The organism is Streptomyces sp. CB02058, assembly GCF_001905505.1.
Taxonomy (GTDB): Bacteria; Actinomycetota; Actinomycetes; order Streptomycetales; family Streptomycetaceae; genus Streptomyces.
Map to the genome: position 1 here is coordinate 1,431,430 of NZ_LIPG01000002.1, position 15,930 is coordinate 1,447,359.

16 protein-coding genes are annotated in these 15,930 nt (G+C 70.2%); 9 read left to right on the forward strand and 7 right to left on the reverse strand.

The features are described 5' to 3' along the window. Positions 1 to 171: 171 nt before the first annotated feature. Positions 172 to 2,748 carry an ABC transporter ATP-binding protein/permease gene (locus AMK10_RS13680; protein WP_073747956.1) on the forward strand — a complete coding sequence of 859 codons (2,577 nt, stop codon included), beginning with the start codon at positions 172 to 174 and terminating at the stop codon, positions 2,746 to 2,748. A gap of 136 nt (positions 2,749 to 2,884) precedes the next feature. Here the strand turns inward: AMK10_RS13680 and AMK10_RS13685 are convergent, their stop codons facing one another. The 3 genes from AMK10_RS13685 to AMK10_RS13695 all read right to left on the reverse strand — a co-directional run bounded on the left by AMK10_RS13685 (position 2,885) and on the right by AMK10_RS13695 (position 5,702). After that, positions 2,885 to 3,631 carry a transglycosylase SLT domain-containing protein gene (locus AMK10_RS13685; protein ID WP_073747957.1) on the reverse strand — a complete coding sequence of 249 codons (747 nt, stop codon included), beginning with the start codon at positions 3,629 to 3,631 and terminating at the stop codon, positions 2,885 to 2,887. A 308-nt stretch (positions 3,632 to 3,939) separates the two neighbouring features. After that, a complete protein-coding gene (locus AMK10_RS13690; protein WP_073747958.1) occupies positions 3,940 to 4,992 on the reverse strand; it encodes an S-adenosylmethionine:tRNA ribosyltransferase-isomerase in 1,053 nt (350 codons plus the stop codon). Next, positions 4,989 to 5,702, reverse strand: coding sequence for an SDR family NAD(P)-dependent oxidoreductase (locus tag AMK10_RS13695; RefSeq protein WP_073747959.1), 714 nt, complete (start codon positions 5,700 to 5,702; stop codon positions 4,989 to 4,991). The genes AMK10_RS13690 and AMK10_RS13695 overlap by 4 nt, the downstream gene beginning before the upstream one ends. 250 nt (positions 5,703 to 5,952) lie before the next feature. Here AMK10_RS13695 and AMK10_RS13700 point away from each other — a divergent pair, with 250 nt between their 5' ends. The 3 genes from AMK10_RS13700 to AMK10_RS13710 all read left to right on the forward strand — a co-directional run bounded on the left by AMK10_RS13700 (position 5,953) and on the right by AMK10_RS13710 (position 8,260). Further along, positions 5,953 to 7,098, forward strand: a complete 1,146-nt coding sequence (locus AMK10_RS13700) for a GAF domain-containing sensor histidine kinase (RefSeq protein WP_073747960.1) — start codon at positions 5,953 to 5,955, stop codon at positions 7,096 to 7,098. Then, entirely contained in the window at positions 7,091 to 7,735 is a 645-nt protein-coding gene (locus AMK10_RS13705; protein WP_073747961.1) for a response regulator, read from the forward strand. The genes AMK10_RS13700 and AMK10_RS13705 overlap by 8 nt, the downstream gene beginning before the upstream one ends. A 270-nt stretch (positions 7,736 to 8,005) precedes the next feature. Next, complete coding sequence (locus tag AMK10_RS13710; protein WP_073747962.1) at positions 8,006 to 8,260, forward strand: chaplin family protein; 255 nt, start codon at positions 8,006 to 8,008, stop codon at positions 8,258 to 8,260. A gap of 167 nt (positions 8,261 to 8,427) precedes the next feature. Here the strand turns inward: AMK10_RS13710 and AMK10_RS13715 are convergent, their stop codons facing one another. After that, positions 8,428 to 9,207, reverse strand: a complete 780-nt coding sequence (locus tag AMK10_RS13715) for a hypothetical protein (protein WP_073747963.1) — start codon at positions 9,205 to 9,207, stop codon at positions 8,428 to 8,430. A gap of 120 nt (positions 9,208 to 9,327) precedes the next feature. Here AMK10_RS13715 and AMK10_RS13720 point away from each other — a divergent pair, with 120 nt between their 5' ends. From AMK10_RS13720 to AMK10_RS13735, 4 genes are all read left to right on the forward strand, one after another. Continuing rightward, positions 9,328 to 10,128 carry an ABC transporter ATP-binding protein gene (locus AMK10_RS13720; RefSeq protein ID WP_073747964.1) on the forward strand — a complete coding sequence of 267 codons (801 nt, stop codon included), beginning with the start codon at positions 9,328 to 9,330 and terminating at the stop codon, positions 10,126 to 10,128. A 65-nt stretch (positions 10,129 to 10,193) separates the two neighbouring features. Next, the gene (locus tag AMK10_RS13725; protein WP_073747965.1) at positions 10,194 to 10,622 is read left to right on the forward strand and encodes an NfeD family protein; all 429 of its coding nucleotides are present in this window, start codon (positions 10,194 to 10,196) and stop codon (positions 10,620 to 10,622) included. A gap of 137 nt (positions 10,623 to 10,759) precedes the next feature. Then, positions 10,760 to 11,689, forward strand: a complete 930-nt coding sequence (locus tag AMK10_RS13730) for an SPFH domain-containing protein (protein ID WP_033305602.1) — start codon at positions 10,760 to 10,762, stop codon at positions 11,687 to 11,689. An 84-nt stretch (positions 11,690 to 11,773) separates the two neighbouring features. Next, positions 11,774 to 12,541, forward strand: coding sequence for a sulfite exporter TauE/SafE family protein (locus AMK10_RS13735; protein WP_073748061.1), 768 nt, complete (start codon positions 11,774 to 11,776; stop codon positions 12,539 to 12,541). A gap of 64 nt (positions 12,542 to 12,605) precedes the next feature. Here the strand turns inward: AMK10_RS13735 and AMK10_RS13740 are convergent, their stop codons facing one another. From AMK10_RS13740 to AMK10_RS13750, 3 genes are all read right to left on the reverse strand, one after another. After that, positions 12,606 to 13,112 (reverse strand): HNH endonuclease, encoded by a 507-nt coding sequence (locus tag AMK10_RS13740; RefSeq protein ID WP_073747966.1) that lies wholly within the window; start codon positions 13,110 to 13,112, stop codon positions 12,606 to 12,608. A 141-nt stretch (positions 13,113 to 13,253) separates the two neighbouring features. After that, positions 13,254 to 13,787 (reverse strand): YbhB/YbcL family Raf kinase inhibitor-like protein, encoded by a 534-nt coding sequence (locus AMK10_RS13745; RefSeq protein WP_073747967.1) that lies wholly within the window; start codon positions 13,785 to 13,787, stop codon positions 13,254 to 13,256. A gap of 51 nt (positions 13,788 to 13,838) precedes the next feature. After that, positions 13,839 to 14,621: a sporulation protein gene (locus AMK10_RS13750; RefSeq protein ID WP_073747968.1), complete on the reverse strand. Its 783-nt coding sequence runs from the start codon at positions 14,619 to 14,621 to the stop codon at positions 13,839 to 13,841. 85 nt (positions 14,622 to 14,706) lie between these two features. On the opposite strand from AMK10_RS13750, the gene AMK10_RS13755 reads away from it, so the two are divergent. Further along, complete coding sequence (locus AMK10_RS13755; protein ID WP_073747969.1) at positions 14,707 to 15,348, forward strand: DNA-3-methyladenine glycosylase; 642 nt, start codon at positions 14,707 to 14,709, stop codon at positions 15,346 to 15,348. The last annotated feature ends 582 nt before the right edge of the window (positions 15,349 to 15,930 follow it).

A 15,930-nucleotide genomic window follows, 5' to 3' on the forward strand; every position in this document is an offset into this window, starting at 1 on the left:
CGGATGCGGTGCTCCCGACCGCTTTCTCCCGAGTCCGCCGGTGGAATGCGCAGCCTCCGCGCCCTCTTCACGCCGCCCGGCTTTCCGTCGGGGGACCGCTCCTGGAATAGTTCGCCACGATGTTCAGCATCCCTAGGCTTCCTGCGACGGGAGCGACACGGGGGACGACTAGTGGGGCGCGGAGTGCCGGAACTCGTACTGGAATTGAATGGAAGGACCTGGACGCTCGATCCGTCCAGGTCGTACGCCCTCGGACGTGATCCGCAGGGCGACATGATGATCGACGATGCCAGAGTCTCGTGGCGGCATGCCACGATCAGCTGGAACGGGCGCGGCTGGTCCATCGAGGACCATGGGAGCACGAACGGCACGTATGTGCAGGGTCAGCGGATCCAGCGGCTGGAGATCGGCCCCGGAAGCGTCGTGCATCTGGGCAACGCCACCGACGGACCGCGGCTGAGCCTCAGCGCCGCGGCGGGTGCCGGGGCCCAGCAGGCCCCCGTGCAGCAGCCTCAGCACGCCCCTGCACAGCCGCAGCAGCCCGTACAGCAGCCGCAGGCTCCCGTACAGCAGCCGCAGCAGCAGGGGGCGGCCGGCTGGCCCGGCGGCCAGGCGCCGCAGCAGGGCTGGCAGCAGCCCCAGGTCCCGCACCAGGGGCAGCAGCCTCCGGTCCCGCACCAGCAGGGCCACGGCGCGGGCGGTCACGGCGGCGCGGCGGGAGCTCCGCCGGTCTACGGGGACCGCAGCCCGACCACCTTCCACCAGCTGGACCTCGGCCGGGTCATGCGCATCGGCCGTGCGCTGGAGAACGAGCTGGTGGTCTCCGACCTCCAGGTCTCGCGTCTGCACGCCGAATTCCGGGCGACGCCCGACGGCCGCTTCGAGATCCGGGACCTCGGGTCGCACAACGGCACCTACGTCAACGGCCAGCCGCTCAGCAAGTCCGGCTCCGCGCTCATCGGCCCCAACGACATCGTCGGTGTCGGTCACTCGACCTTCCGGCTGGTCGGGGACCGGCTGGAAGAGTTCGTCGACACCGGTGAGGTCTCCTTCTCGGCCCGCCACCTCACGGTGACGGTCGACGGCGGCAAGGACATCCTCAAGGACGTCTCCTTCGGCGTCCCGGAGAAGTCCCTGATCGCCGTCATCGGCCCCTCGGGTTCCGGCAAGTCCACCCTGCTCAAGGCGCTCACCGGCTACCGGCCCGCCAACCAGGGCGACGTCCTCTACGACAACCGGAACCTCTACAAGCAGTTCGCCGAGCTGCGGCAGCGCATCGGGCTGGTCCCGCAGGACGACATCCTGCACAAGGAGCTCACGGTCACCCGGGCTCTGCGGTACGCCGCCAAGCTGCGCTTCCCCGCGGACACCACCGAGGCCGAGCGCACCGCCCGGATCCACGAGGTCCTCGCCGAGCTCAAGCTCGACATCCACCGGGACAAGAAGATCACCTCGCTCTCCGGCGGCCAGCGCAAGCGCGTCTCGGTCGCCCTGGAGCTGCTGACCAAGCCGTCGCTGATCTTCCTCGACGAGCCGACCTCGGGCCTGGACCCGGGCATGGACCGCGATGTCATGCAACTGCTGCGCGGCCTCGCCGACGACGGCCGTACGGTCCTCGTCGTCACGCACTCGGTGGCCGAGCTGGCCATCTGCGACAAGCTCCTGGTGATGGCCCCCGGCGGATCGGTCGCCTACTTCGGGCCGCCCGAGGAGGCGCTCAACTTCTTCGGCTACACCAGCTGGGCCGACGTCTTCTCGGCGTTCGAGAACTACCGCGACTACGACTGGTCGGGACGCTGGCGCGGCTCGCAGCACTACCAGATGTACGCCGCCGACATCGACGCCGTCGCCGCACAGTCCGTACACATGCCGCCGCCGCAGCAGATGCGCCCGCCGAAGCCCTCGGGCTGGATGGCGCAGCTGTGGACGCTGATGCGCCGCTACCTCTCGGTGATCGCGTCCGACAAGGGGTTCCTGCTCCTGATGGTGCTCCTGCCGGCCGTGCTCGGCGTCGTCAGCGTCGTCATCCCCGCGGAGTTCGGCCTGGCGGAGCCCGATCCGCCCTCCCGGTTCAACGGCAAGGCCGGAACGATCATGCTGATCCTGGCGGTCGGCATGTGTTTCGCCGCCGCCGCCAACTCCGTACGAGAACTGATCAAGGAACGGGTGATCTACGAGAGGGAACGGGCCACCGGTCTCTCCCGCTCCGCCTATCTGCTGTCCAAGGTGATCGTCCTCGGTGTGATCACGGCCTTCCAGGGCGTGATCATCTGCGGCATCGGCTTCTCCACCCGCGAGCTGCCGGAGGAGGGCCTGTTCATGCCCCCCGCCGCCGAGATCTGCGTGTCGATCATCGTGCTCGGCTTCACCTCGATGATGTTCGGCCTGATGATCTCCGCGCTGGTGAAGACCTCCGAGAAGACGATGCCGCTGCTCGTCATGTTCGCCATCGTCCAGGTCGTCTTCACCGGTGTGCTCTTCCAGGTCTACGGCTCGCCGGGCCTGGAGCAGTTCGCCTGGCTGATGCCGTCGCGCTGGGCGGTCGCCGCGGCCGGTACGACGCTCGACCTCGCCCATCTCATGCCGCCGTGGGACCCGAAGAACCCGACGGATCTGGACCCGCTGTGGGAGCACTCGGCCGGCCAGTGGGGCATCAACATCACGGTGATGCTCGTCATGAGCGGCGTCCTCTTCTTCGCGGTCTCCCGGATGCTGCGGCGCCATGAGCCCGAGGTGATGCGCAAGTAGCGGGACCGCACCGGACCCGGAAACGCCCGAGGGCGGCAACCCCGTGGGGTGCCGCCCTTCGGCATGTGCCGGCCGGTCACGCGACGCTGCGGACCGGCGGGCCGGCTGTCTGCCCAGGCCTTGCTCGGTGCGTGGCTCAGTACGCGCTGTCGACGTTGTCGATGGAGCCGTACTTGTCGGCGGCGTAGTTCGCGGCCGCGGTGATGTTGGCGACCGGGTCGTACTGGTCGTGCTTGGTGCCCTTGACGTGGTAGTAGTCGAAGGTCGGCTTGATCACCTGCAGCAGGCCCTTGGACGGGACGCCGTTGATCGCGTTGATGTCCCAGTCGTTGATGGCGCGGGGGTTACCGCTGGACTCGCGCATGATGTTGCGGTGCAGGCCCTCGTACGTACCGGGGATGTCCTTCTTGTCCATGATGGCGAGCGCCTCACGGATCCAGCCGTCGAGGTTGTTCGCGTAGACCGGCTTGCGGTCGGCCGCGCGGCTGGCCTTCTTCTCGGCTGCACGCTTCTTGGCGGCGGCCTTCTTCTTGGCGGCGGCCTTGCTCTTCGCCTCGGCGACGGCCTTGGCCTTGGCCTCGGCCTTCTCGGCCGCCTTCTTCTTCGCGGCCGTCTCCTCGGCCTTGGCCGCGTCGACGGACTTCACGAGCTGGTCGGTCGTGTTCTGCCCCAGGCCGGTGGCCTTGAGGCTCTGCGTCTGGGCGCCGGTGTAGGCGACCGGCGCGGCGGCCGAAGCGGCCTGCGGCTCGGTGGTGGCCGACGCGTCGTTCGGGACGAGCGACAAGGCGATGCCGGCGGCGGCCAGGGTCGAGACTCCCGCGACGGAGAGCTTCTGGACCTTGTTCAGACGACGGCTACGGCTGGTGATACGGGAGAAAGACATACAGTCGTACCTCTTCGGATCGTGGTGCCCTCGGCGAGGACGCGGACGGAAGCGCCGGGGCGCATCTCCGTCGGGGACAACACGATTCTTAGCTACCGCAAAACGCCATGGCAAAGGTGTGACGTACGAAGCCGGATAGTGGAACGCGGTCTTGTTCATACCTCCTTGTCCGGTTTGAACCCCGAGAACTTGCCCGGTTTGCGCCAACTATCCGTCTTCGTAAGTGACCTGGGTCCTATGCCTGGGCTCACATGGGGAGCCCTTCGCACTCACAAATAGTTGCTTCTGTGATGCGGAGCGTAAGGGGCTTATCGGGCAGGTGGCAGCAGTAGATGGGCATCGCCGAACTCGTGCCAGAGATAGCGCCGCTCCAGGGCCCCGGCGTAGGCCCGCCGCAGCGCCTCCCGCCCCGCGACCGCCTCCAGCATCAGCAGGTGCGAGGCCTCTGGCTCGTGCAGCCCGGTCAGCAGCCCGTCCACCACCCGCACGCCCCGCCGCGGGGTCACCACCAGATCCGTCCATCCCGCCGCGGGCCGCACCGTCCCGTCCTCGCCCGCCGCGGACTCCAGGGCCCGCACCGCCGTCGTCCCCACGGCGATCACCCTGCCCCCGCCCGCCCGCGCCGCCGCGACCAGCCACGCCGTCGAGGCCGGCACCTCGAACCGCTCCGGGTAGGGAGGCTCGTGCGCCTCGGCCGACGCCACCCCCGTGTGCAGCGTCAGCGGGGCGAACTGCACCCCCCGGCTCACCAGCTCCGCCACCAGCCCCGCGGTGAACGGCCGTGCCGCACTCGGCATCTCCGCCGAACCGCTGCCGTCGGGCGACGGCACGGCGAACACCGTCCGGTACGCCGACAAGGGCTGGTCGCGCTCCGTGTACGCGTACCGGATCGGCCGCCCGTACCGGCTCAGCAGCCCCGGTACGTCCCCCGGCACCCGCGCCCACCACAGCCTCGACCCGTCACCCGGCCCGAGCGGCTCGTCCAGCACCAGCGCGCTCCCGCCCGGCAGCCGCACCACGGCACCCGCCGGACCGCCGGGGCGCGGCCGGGTGGTCCCCGCACCGTCCGGCCGGCGCAGCTCCACCGCCCAGCGGCCGTCCTCGCCCCGGGTCGAGAAGTGCACGACGACCCGCTCGCCCGCCAGGCGCCCGTTCACCGCCGCCGCCAGTGTCGTCGACGTGTTCACCACCAGGACGTCCCCGGCCCGCAGCTCCCCGGGCAGCTCCCGGAACCTGCGGTGGGAGACCTCGGTGCCCCGCGAGACCAGCAGCCGCACGTCGTCCCGGCCCGACCCGCGCTGCTCCGGCGGCACCCGCGCCGACAGCTCGGGGGGCACCCGCAGGGCCTCCAGCGCGGTCATCGCTCCTCCCGCACGTCCGTGCCCAGCAACGCCGCCGCCGTGTACCGGCCGCCGGGCGGGCGCAGCTCCAGCAGCCGCACGAAGGCAGGAGCCACGCTCTCCGCGTCCGGCCGCGCCCCGGTGTCCCCGGGAACCGCCGCCGCATAGAGGTCCGTCGCCATGTCGCCCGGGTCCACCGCCCATACCCGGAGGCCGGGCTCCTCCTCGCCGAGCACCGCCACCAGCTGGTCGAGCGCCGCCTTCGACGCCCCGTAACCACCCCAGGTGGGATACGGCTCGGTGGCCGCGTCCGAGCTCACCGCCACCACCGCCCCGGCCGCGGACGCCCTCAGCAGCGGCAGCGCCTCCTGCACGAGCCCGAGCGCCGCCACCGCATTCGTCTCCAGTGCCTGCCGCAGCCCCTCCAGCGGCAGCGCCTCCAGACGCACGAGCGGCTCGGCCCCCAGCGCGCTCGCATTGCTCACCAGTACGTCGAGACCGCCCAGCTCCCCGGCCGCCGCCACCAGCGCCTTGCGGTGCGCCGGGTCCGTGACGTCCCCCGCCACGGCCGCGACCCGTGTCCCGTACCGCTCGCCCAGCTCCCGCGCCGTCTCCCCGAGCGCCGCGGCCGACCTGGCGTCCAGCACCAGATCCCAGCCCCGCCGGGCCAGCGCGGCAGCCGTCGCGCGCCCCAGCCCCTTCGATCCGCCCGTGATCATCGCGATAGGCATGACAACCGTCCCCTCGTCCGCCTCGTGCCCCGTGGGGCTCCGACGCCATCAACGTAGGAATCCCACGGGCCCCCGCGCCTCGGCCATCGGCCGCAGCCGCCGGAGGCCCTTCGGCCTAGGCCTCTCGTCCGGGTCCGGCGGGGCTCCGCGAGCCCGCCTCACCCGGACGAGAGGCCTAGGACCGAGGCCCCATCGCGGGGGCGTCCACAGCCCGATACGGGGCCGGAACCCCCGCCGGTACGGTGAGGGCATGACTCATCGCCCGCCCTCGGGCCTCGCCGTGGTCAGCGCCGCGCTGCTCGCCATGAGCCGGCACCTCGAAATGCGGGACGTCCTCAAGACGATCGTCGCCTCCGCCCGCGAGCTGCTGGACGCCGAGTACGCGGCCCTGGGTGTACCGGACGACCACGGCGGCTTCGCCCAGTTCGTCGTCGACGGGGTCAGCGACGAGCAGTGGAAGGCCATCGGCCCGCTGCCCCGCCAGCACGGCATCCTCGCGGCGATGCTCCACGAGGCGAAGCCCCAGCGGCTCGCCGACGTACGCCAGGACCCCCGGTTCGAGGGCTGGCCCGACGCCCACCCCGACATGTCCGACTTCCTCGGGCTGCCCATCCAGGACGGCGACGAGACCATCGGCGCTCTCTTCCTCGCCAACAAGCGCTGCCCCCGGCCCACGGGCGGCTGCGGCTTCACGGAGGAGGACGAGGAGCTCCTGGGGATCCTCGCCCAGCACGCCGCGATCGCCCTCACCAACGCCAGGCTCTACGAACGCAGCCGCGAGCTCACGATCGCCGAGGAGCGCTCACGGCTCGCCCACGAGCTGCACGACGCCGTCAGCCAGAAGCTCTTCTCGCTCCGGCTCACCGCCCAGGCCGCCGCCGCCCTCGTCGACCGCGACCCGGCCCGGGCCAAGGGCGAACTCCAGCAGGTCGCCACCCTGGCGGGGGAGGCCGTGGACGAGCTGCGCGCCGCCGTCGTCGAGCTGCGCCCCGCCGCCCTGGACGAGGACGGCCTGGTCGCCACGCTCCGCACGCAGGTCCAGGTCCTGGACCGCGCCCACACCGCCCGGGTCACCTTCGAGAGCGCCGGGGTGCGCGCCCTGCCGTCGGCCCAGGAGGAGGCGATGCTCCGGGTCGCGCAGGAAGCCCTGCACAACGCCCTGCGTCACTCGGGTGCGGGCCGGGTCACCGTCACGCTCGGCCGTGAGGCCGCCTCCGTCGTGCTCCGGATCACCGACGACGGCCGAGGCTTCGACACCCAGGTGATCCGGAGCGCCGGACGTCATCTCGGCCTCGTCTCCATGCGGCACAGGGCCGGCAGCGTGGGAGGCCGGCTCGCGGTCGAATCGGAGCCCGGCGAGGGCACCACTATCCGTATGGAGGTCCCCTGTGGCTGACAAGACCATCAAGGTGCTGCTGGTCGACGACCACCAGGTGGTCCGCAGGGGGCTGCGCACCTTCCTGGAGGTCCAGGACGACATAGAGGTCGTGGGGGAGGCGTCGGACGGGGCCGAGGGGGTCGCCAGGACCGAGGAGCTGCGCCCGGACGTGGTCCTGATGGACATCAAGATGCCGGGTACGGACGGCATCGAGGCGCTGCGCAGGCTCAGGGAGCTGGAGAACCCGGCCAAGGTCCTGATCGTCACGAGCTTCACCGAACAGCGCACCGTCGTCCCGGCCCTGCGGGCGGGGGCCTCGGGCTACGTGTACAAGGACGTCGACCCGGACGCCCTCGCGGGCGCCATCCGCTCGGTGTACGCGGGCCATGTCCTGCTCCAGCCGGAGGTCGCCGACGCGCTGCTGGCCCAGGAGGACACGTCCGGTGGCACGGGCCGGGGGAGCACCCTGACCGAGCGGGAGCGCGAGGTGCTCGGGCTGATCGCCGACGGGCGCTCCAACCGGGAGATCGCCAGGGCGCTCGTCCTGTCGGAGAAGACCGTCAAGACCCACGTCTCGAACATCCTGATGAAGCTCGATGTGGCGGACAGGACCCAGGCGGCCCTGTGGGCGGTCCGGCACGGGGCGGCGGGCTGACGCTGCCGGGCCCCGGGAGAAGCGGGTGCCGCCGGACGGGCCGAGTGTCCTCGGACGAGCGGAGTGCCGTCCGGCGGACGGAGTGCTCTCGGACAGACGGAGTGCCCTCGGACAGGCGCAGTGTCGTCGGACAAGCGGACGGGTCGCCTCCAGTCCGAGATTCATACTGTCGGGTGTATGTCACCCGGATGGCGCATCCTCCGCCGTGCGGACGGCGTTCTCCATGCATGCCGCGGCGGTCGGCCGCGGCGATGCGAGGAGGATCCTGAAGTGAAGAACCTGAAGAAGGCCGCAGCCGTCACCATGATCGCGGGCGGAATCATCGCCGCCGGTGCCGGAGCCGCCTCCGCCACGGGCCACGGCGGCGGCGCCGGTGCCCACGGCACGGCCGCGGGCTCCCCGGGCGTCATCTCGGGCAACGTGGTCCAGGTCCCGGTGCACGTCCCGGTCAACGTGGTCGGCAACACGGTCAACGTGGTGGGTCTGCTCAACCCGGCCTTCGGCAACCTCGGCCTGAACGGCTGACCGACGCCTCACCCCTCACCCCCGGCCGCCGCACGGACTCGACCGAGCCCGCACGGCGGCCGACGGCGTGACGTCCTACCGACCTGCCGGGCTCCCTCCCGGCGGCCAGGCGCCGTACCGACCCGCCGGGACCCCGCCCGCCGACCGGCGCCGCACGGAGCGAGGCCCTACCGCCCCCGCTCCTCCACATACGCGTTGTACGCCGCGACCTGCGCCCGCCGCGCCGTCCGCTCCACCGGCCGCAGCGCCTCGCCCCTGGCCGCGATCTCCGAGGCGCTCACCGCGCCGCCGTGCCCGTTCTCATGGGCCACCGCCACCAGCAGCCCCACCCGCTGAGCCAGCTCCAGCACCCGTACCGCACGCGGGGGATACCCCGGCGCCAGGATCTCGCGCCCCCGCTCCGCCCGGGCCCGGTACGCGTCCACGGCGGCCTCGGCGACCGGGCCGGAGGCGGCGACATCCAGCCGCGACAGCACCGCCGTCGCGTCCCGCAGGGCTTCGGCGAGCTCCCGCTCCGCCTCGCTCAGCGACGGCACATCGGCGGGCGGCGCCTCCCGTACGGGCAGACAGCGCCACACCACCTCGACATGCACGTCACCGGCGGGCCCAGCCTCGCTCACCTCCGGCACGAGCCCGTACGGAGCCCCGGACGTGACGACCGCCTCCTCCGCCTCCAACGCCCTCGCGTTGAAGTCCGGCGGGCCGCTGAGCCCCAGCGGATGTCCCGGCACCGGCAGCGCGACCCGGAAACCGGTCGCCCCCAGCCCCCTGAGCCGGCCGAGCGCCAGCGTGAGCCCCACCGGCCCCGCCTCACCCGGCAGCCCCTCGACGCGGTGCACCGCGTCCTCGCCGACGATCGCGAGCGCCGCGTCGTCAGGTGACACAAGTCCGGCCAAAAGCGCGTTTCCCCATGCGGCAAGCCGCCCTGAGCGTGGTTCCGAAAGCATGGGAACAGCCTAGGGAACGGCCCCAGGGCCTGAGCACTCTTCGGGTGGCGTAGGTTTTCCCTGGGAGCTGTGCCCACAGGCACGCGACGATCTCGACACTGTATGGGGAGACAACGCGCCATGAGCGATGTACTGGAGCTGGTGGACGTATCCGTGGTCCGCGACGGACGCGCTCTGGTGGACGACGTCTCCTGGTCGGTCAAGGAGGGGGAGCGCTGGGTCATCCTCGGCCCCAACGGCGCCGGCAAGACCACCCTCCTCAACATCGCGTCCAGCTACCTCTTCCCCTCCACAGGATCGGCCAAGATCCTCGGCGAGCGGCTCGGCGGGGTCGGCACCGACGTCTTCGAGCTCCGGCCCCGCATCGGCATCGCCGGTGTCGCGATGGCCGAAAAGCTCCCCAAGCGCCAGACCGTGCTGCAGACGGTGCTCACCGCCGCGTACGGCATGACCGCCACCTGGCACGAGGACTACGAAGCCGTCGACGAGGAGCGCGCCCGCGCCTTCCTCGACCGCCTCGGCATGACCGAGTTCCTCGACCGCAAGTTCGGCACGCTCTCCGAGGGCGAGCGCAAGCGCACCCTCATCGCCCGCGCCATGATGACCGACCCCGAGCTGCTCCTCCTCGACGAGCCCGCCGCCGGTCTCGACCTCGGCGGACGCGAGGACCTGGTCCGTCGCCTCGGCCGGCTGGCCCGTGACCCGTACGCCCCCTCCATGGTCATGGTCACCCACCACGTCGAGGAGATCGCCCCCGGCTTCACCCACGTCCTGATGATCCGCCAGGGCAAGGTGCTGGCCGCCGGCCCCATGGAGACCGAGCTCAGCTCCCGGAACCTCTCCCTCTGCTTCGGCCTGCCCCTCGTCGTCGAGCACCACGGTGACCGCTACACCGCCCGCGGTCTGCCGCTGGGCGGGTAGTCGCACCACGGCCAACCTCTCCTGCGCCCTGTCGGCGAGCGCACTCGCGGTCCTACGATGACCCTGTGGACATCGACGCGTGGGTGTGGTGGCTGATCGGCGCGGTGGGACTGGGCATTCCCCTCGTCCTGACCGCGATGCCCGAATTCGGGATGTTCGCCGTCGGGGCGGTGGCCGCTGCCGTCATCGCGGCCCTCGGAGGCAGCATCGTCGCCCAAGTCCTGGTCTTCGTCGTGGTGTCGGTGGCGCTGGTCGCCGTCGTACGCCCCATCGCGGCCAGGCACCGTTCGAGCCGGCCGGGGGAAGCCACCGGGATCGACGCCCTGAAGGGCCGTCAAGCCGTCGTGCTGGAACGGGTCACCTCCAGCGGCGGGCGCATCAAGCTCGCCGGTGAGGTCTGGTCGGCCCGCACGCTCGACAGCGACCAGGTCTTCGAACCGGGCGACCAGGTCGACGTCGTGGACATCGACGGTGCAACGGCCGTCGTCATGTGAGCGAACCGGTCACGCGGCAGCCCGCAGTCTGCCAAACTCGAAGTCGATCATCATGGGAATGCAACTGTCATGATCCCCATGACAGTTCGACCTCGATCACCGCGATCCGTCGGCAACCGAAGGGCACGAGGCACACGATGCAACCGATCATCATCGTCCTGATCATTCTGGTGGTGCTCGTCTTCATCGCCCTGATCAAGACGATCCAGGTCATCCCGCAGGCCAGTGCCGCCATCGTCGAGCGCTTCGGCCGCTACACCCGCACCCTCAACGCCGGGCTGAACATCGTCGTCCCGTTCATCGACTCGATCCGCAACAGGATCGACCTCCGTGAACAGGTCGTCCCCTTCCCGCCGCAGCCGGTGATCACCCAGGACAACCTCGTCGTCAACATCGACACCGTCATCTACTACCAGGTGACCGACGCCCGCGCCGCGACGTACGAGGTCGCCAGCTACATCCAGGCGATCGAGCAGCTCACCGTCACCACCCTGCGCAACATCATCGGCGGAATGGACCTGGAGCGGACCCTGACCTCCCGCGAGGAGATCAACGCCGCACTGCGCGGAGTCCTCGACGAGGCCACCGGCAAGTGGGGCATCCGCGTCAACCGCGTCGAGCTCAAGGCCATCGAGCCGCCCACCTCCATCCAGGACTCGATGGAGAAGCAGATGCGCGCCGACCGTGACAAGCGCGCCGCGATCCTCACCGCGGAAGGCATCAGGCAGTCCGCGATCCTCACCGCGGAGGGCGAGAAGCAGTCCGCGATCCTCCGCGCGGAGGGCGAGGCCAAGGCATCGGCCCTGCGCGCCGAGGGCGAGGCCCAGGCCATCCGCACGGTCTTCGAGTCCATCCACGCCGGGGACCCGGACCAGAAGCTCCTCTCGTACCAGTACCTCCAGATGCTCCCGAAGATCGCCGAGGGCGACGCCAACAAGCTCTGGATCGTGCCCAGCGAGATCGGCGACGCGCTCAAGGGCCTCAGCGGGGCCTTCGGCAACCTCGGCAGCGGCGCTCCCGGCTTCAACACCGGAACGGAACGCCGGGAGCAGCCCCCGGTCGACTGACCGCGAAGCACCTTCATGCATGATCGGTGAGGCCCCTCGACCTTCATGGCGGGGAGGCATCACTGACCATCGAAGGGGATGGCCTTGTCCATCTGGGAGATTCTCGCGGTCTTCGCGGCCGGCGTCGGCGCGGGCACCATCAACACCATCGTCGGCTCCGGCACGTTGATCACCTTTCCGGTGCTCCTCGCCACCGGCCTGCCACCGGTCACCGCGACCGTGTCCAACGCGCTCGGGCTGATCCCGGGCTCCATCAGCGGTGCGATCGGCTACCGGGAGGAACTCACCGGCCAGCGCCGCCGGATACTCAAGCTCAGCACCGGCGCGCTGATCGGCGGACTCACCGGGGCCACGCTCCTGCTCGCCCTGCCCTCCACGGCGTTCGAGACGATCGTCCCCGTCCTGGTGGCCCTCGCGCTCGTCCTGGTCATCCTGCAGCCCCGCATCAGCAAGGCCGTACAGCGCCGCCGCGAGGAAAACGGCACCACCGCCCGCCCCGACGGCGGGCCGCTGCTCTTCGTCGGCCTGACGCTCGCCAGTGTGTACGGCGGCTACTTCACGGCGGCCCAGGGCATCATCTACCTCTCCCTGATGGGCATGCTGCTCGACGACACGATGCAGCGCCTCAACGCCGTCAAGAACGTCCTCGCCGCCGTCGTCAACAGCGTGGCCGCCCTCTTCTTCCTCTTCGTCGCGGACTTCGACTGGACGGCCGTCGTACTCATCGCGGTGGGCTCCGCGATCGGGGGCCAGATAGGCGCCAAGGTCGGCCGCCGGCTCAGCCCGCGCCTCCTGCGCGCCCTGATCGTCGTCGTCGGTACCGCCGCCATCGTGCAGCTGCTGCTGCGCTGACGCACGGAAGCCCGTCCCCTCGGGCCACGAGGGGACGGGCTCCGCGACCGTTCGTCCGGGATGGTCAGGCCGCCGAACGCGCCAGCCACTCCGGCAGCGCCGTCCGGTCACCGGCTCCCAGCGCGAGCAGCATCGCGTCCGCGGGCGACGGCACGAACGGCTGCCGCAGCAGGGGCATGCCCGCCTGCTCGGGAGTCCTGGCCGCCTTGCGGTGGTTGTCCTCGGCGCAGGAGGCCACGGTGTTCAGCCAGGTGTCCTGGCCGCCCTGGGCCCGCGGCACGACGTGGTCCACAGTGCTGGCCCGCCTCCCGCAGTACGCGCACCGGTGCTGGTCCCGCATGAGGACCCCCCTCCTGGACCACGGGGCGTGTCTTCGGAACGGCACCCGTACGTACCGGCAGAGCCTGATCACCCGGGGCACCGGGAGATCCACGGCGGCACCCCGCATACGGAGGCCGGGATGCGACTGCTCGACGACGGCCTTGTCCTGGAGGATCAGAACCACCGCACGGTTGAGCGTCACCGTCGACAGCGGTTCGAAGCTCGCGTTGAGCACCAGTGTGTCCCGCATCCTGCCCACCTCCCGTGTGCCGCCCGTCAGTCGGCGGGCCCGGTTCAACTCTGTCCGGGTGAGCCGTGATGGACAACGCAATAAAAAGTGCCCTGCCCTGATCTCTCCAAGACCAGGGCAGGGCAAACAGGAGGCGAACCTTCAGCTTTCGGGGGAGGCGTACTCCCCGACCAGCTGGGCGCGGCCCAGGGTGTGGAACCGCAGGTTGAATCCGACCACCGCCGGCGACGCGTCACTGTCGGGACCGAGCTTCTCGGTGTCCACCGCGTACACGGTGAACACATAGCGGTGGTTCTCGCCGGCCGGCGGCGCGGCACCCCCGAACTCCTTCGACCCGTAGTCGTTGCGGGCCTGCACGGCACCCTGGGGCAGCCCTACGAACGCCCCGCTGCCGGCACCGGCCGGCAGCTCCGTGACCGAGGCCGGGATGTCGAAGAGCACCCAGTGCCAGAACCCGCTGCCCGTCGGCGCGTCCGGGTCGAAGCACGTCACGGCGAAGCTCTTTGCCCCGGCCGGGAAGCCCTCCCACCGCAGCTGCGGTGAGGTGTTCCCCGCCGCGAACACCTGGGCGTCCGCCAGCACGGCGCCCGGCGCCAGGTCCTCGCTCACCACGGTGAAGGAAGGGACCTCGGGATGGAAGTCGTGCGGCAGCGGCGCCCTCTTCGGCTCGGTCACGTCAGCACCTCTCCTGATCGGCAACGGTCTACCCACCGACCTTAGGGGGTGTCAGAGCCAGTTGCGCTGGCCGCCGACCTGCGCGAGCCACTGGTTGAGGTACGCCGCCCAGTCCGTGCCCTGGAAGTCGTTGAGACCGACCTTGAACGAACGGAAGGAGTCGCTGCCCTCGCTGAACAGACCCGGCTTCTTGTCCATCTCCAGGACGACGTCCATCTCACGGTCGTCGGCGATGAACGTCAGTTCCACCTGGTTCAGTCCGCGGTACTGCTGCGGCGGGAAGAACTCGATCTCCTGGTAGAACGGCAGGCGCTGGCGGGTGCCGCGGATGTGGCCGCGCTCCATGTCGGCGGAGCGGAAACCGAAGCCGAGCTGCCCGAACGCGTCCAGGATGGCCTGCTGGGCGGGGAGCGGGTGCACGTTGACCGGGTCGAGGTCACCGGAGTCCACCGCGCGGGCGATCTCCAGCTCCGTCGTCACCCCGATGTTCATACCGCGCAGCTGCTGCCCGCCGAGCACGGTGATCGGAGTCTCCCAGGGGATCTCCAGCCCGAACGGGACGACGTGCACCGCACCGGCCTTCACCTCGAAGGCACCACCCAGGCGCAGCTTGGTGAACTCGATGTCCTGCTTCGTCTCCTGGTCCGTGCCCTCGACCTCGACCCGTGCCTGCATACCGACCGAGAGACCCTCGATCTGCTGGTCGACGGAACCACCCTGGATCCGCACCTCGCCCTGGACGACCCCACCGGGGACGACATTGAGTTCGGTCAGTTCGGTCTCGACGGAAGCACCGCCGGCACCCAAGCTCGCGAGCAGCCGCTTGAAGCCCATGTTTTCCTCCTTGTTCCTGACCCCTACATACGCGCCACGACCGTAGCCGGTTCCCGAAGCGTTGAGCCCAGTACCCTCGGACGCCATGAACGAGGGCATGGAGCGCACGCCGCTCACGCGGGACTTCTTCGACCGGCCGGTCCTGGACGTGGCACCCGATCTCCTGGGCCGCATCCTCGTCCGGACCACCGACGCGGGCCCGATGGAGCTCCGGCTGACGGAGGTCGAGGCGTACGCGGGAGAGATCGACCCGGGCTCCCACGCCTTCCGCGGCCGCACGGCCCGTAACAGCGTGATGTTCGGCCCGCCCGGCCACTCCTACGTCTACTTCACGTACGGGATGTGGCACTGCCTCAATCTGGTGTGCGGCCCCGAAGGCCGCGCGAGCGGTGTCCTGCTCAGGGCGGGCGAGATCGGCATCGGCGCCGAGCAGGCGCGCAAACGTCGATTCTCAGCCCGGAACGACAGGGAACTGGCCAAAGGCCCGGCGCGGCTGGCCACGGCCCTCGATGTGGACCGGGCGCTGAACGGCGTCGACGTGGTGGCCGGCCCGCAGGGACCGCTGTCCGTGCTCACGGGCACCCCACCACCTCGCGACCAGGTGCGGAGCGGTCCCCGTACGGGTGTCGGGGGTGACGGCTCCCATCAGCCGTGGCGCTTCTGGATCGACGGAGACCCGACGGTGAGCCCGTACAGGGCCCATGTGCCGCGCCGGCGGTCAACTTGACTCGCCCCTGCCGTTTCCCTAATGTAGTCCGAGCCGCTTGAACGGATGCAGTTGTCGGCGCGGTCCATCGGACCGGGTCGAGGCATCGTGAGAGGGCCAACCACTACCTACGATTCACCCCTGGCGGGTGCAATTTCGGCATGCCGGAATTTGCCCATCGACTCGATTATGAGCCGCAGCGGAAATCGGTTAACGTAGTGAACACGCCGAAAGGCAAAGGCCACTCAACAGGCCGCTGGAATCAAATTCGGACCGGAAACGGAACGGAAAAGAGTCTGGTAAAGTTGGAACCGCCGGAAAGGGAAACGCGAAAGCGAAGAACTGGAAAGCGAAACAAGCAGTAACCCGCTTCGGCCGGGAATCGGACACGAAAGAGTCTGATAGAGTCGGAAACGCAAGAACGAAGGGAAGCGCCCGGAGGGCCCCGGTGAAACGGGACCGAAGGAAGCGTCCGTTCCTTGAGAACTCAACAGCGTGCCAAAAGTCAACGCCAGATATGTTGATACCCCGGCCTGCATCGCAGGTTGGTGGTTCCTTTGAAAGTCCTGCTGGTCCTTCGGGTCCGGTGGGCAACAACAGCGA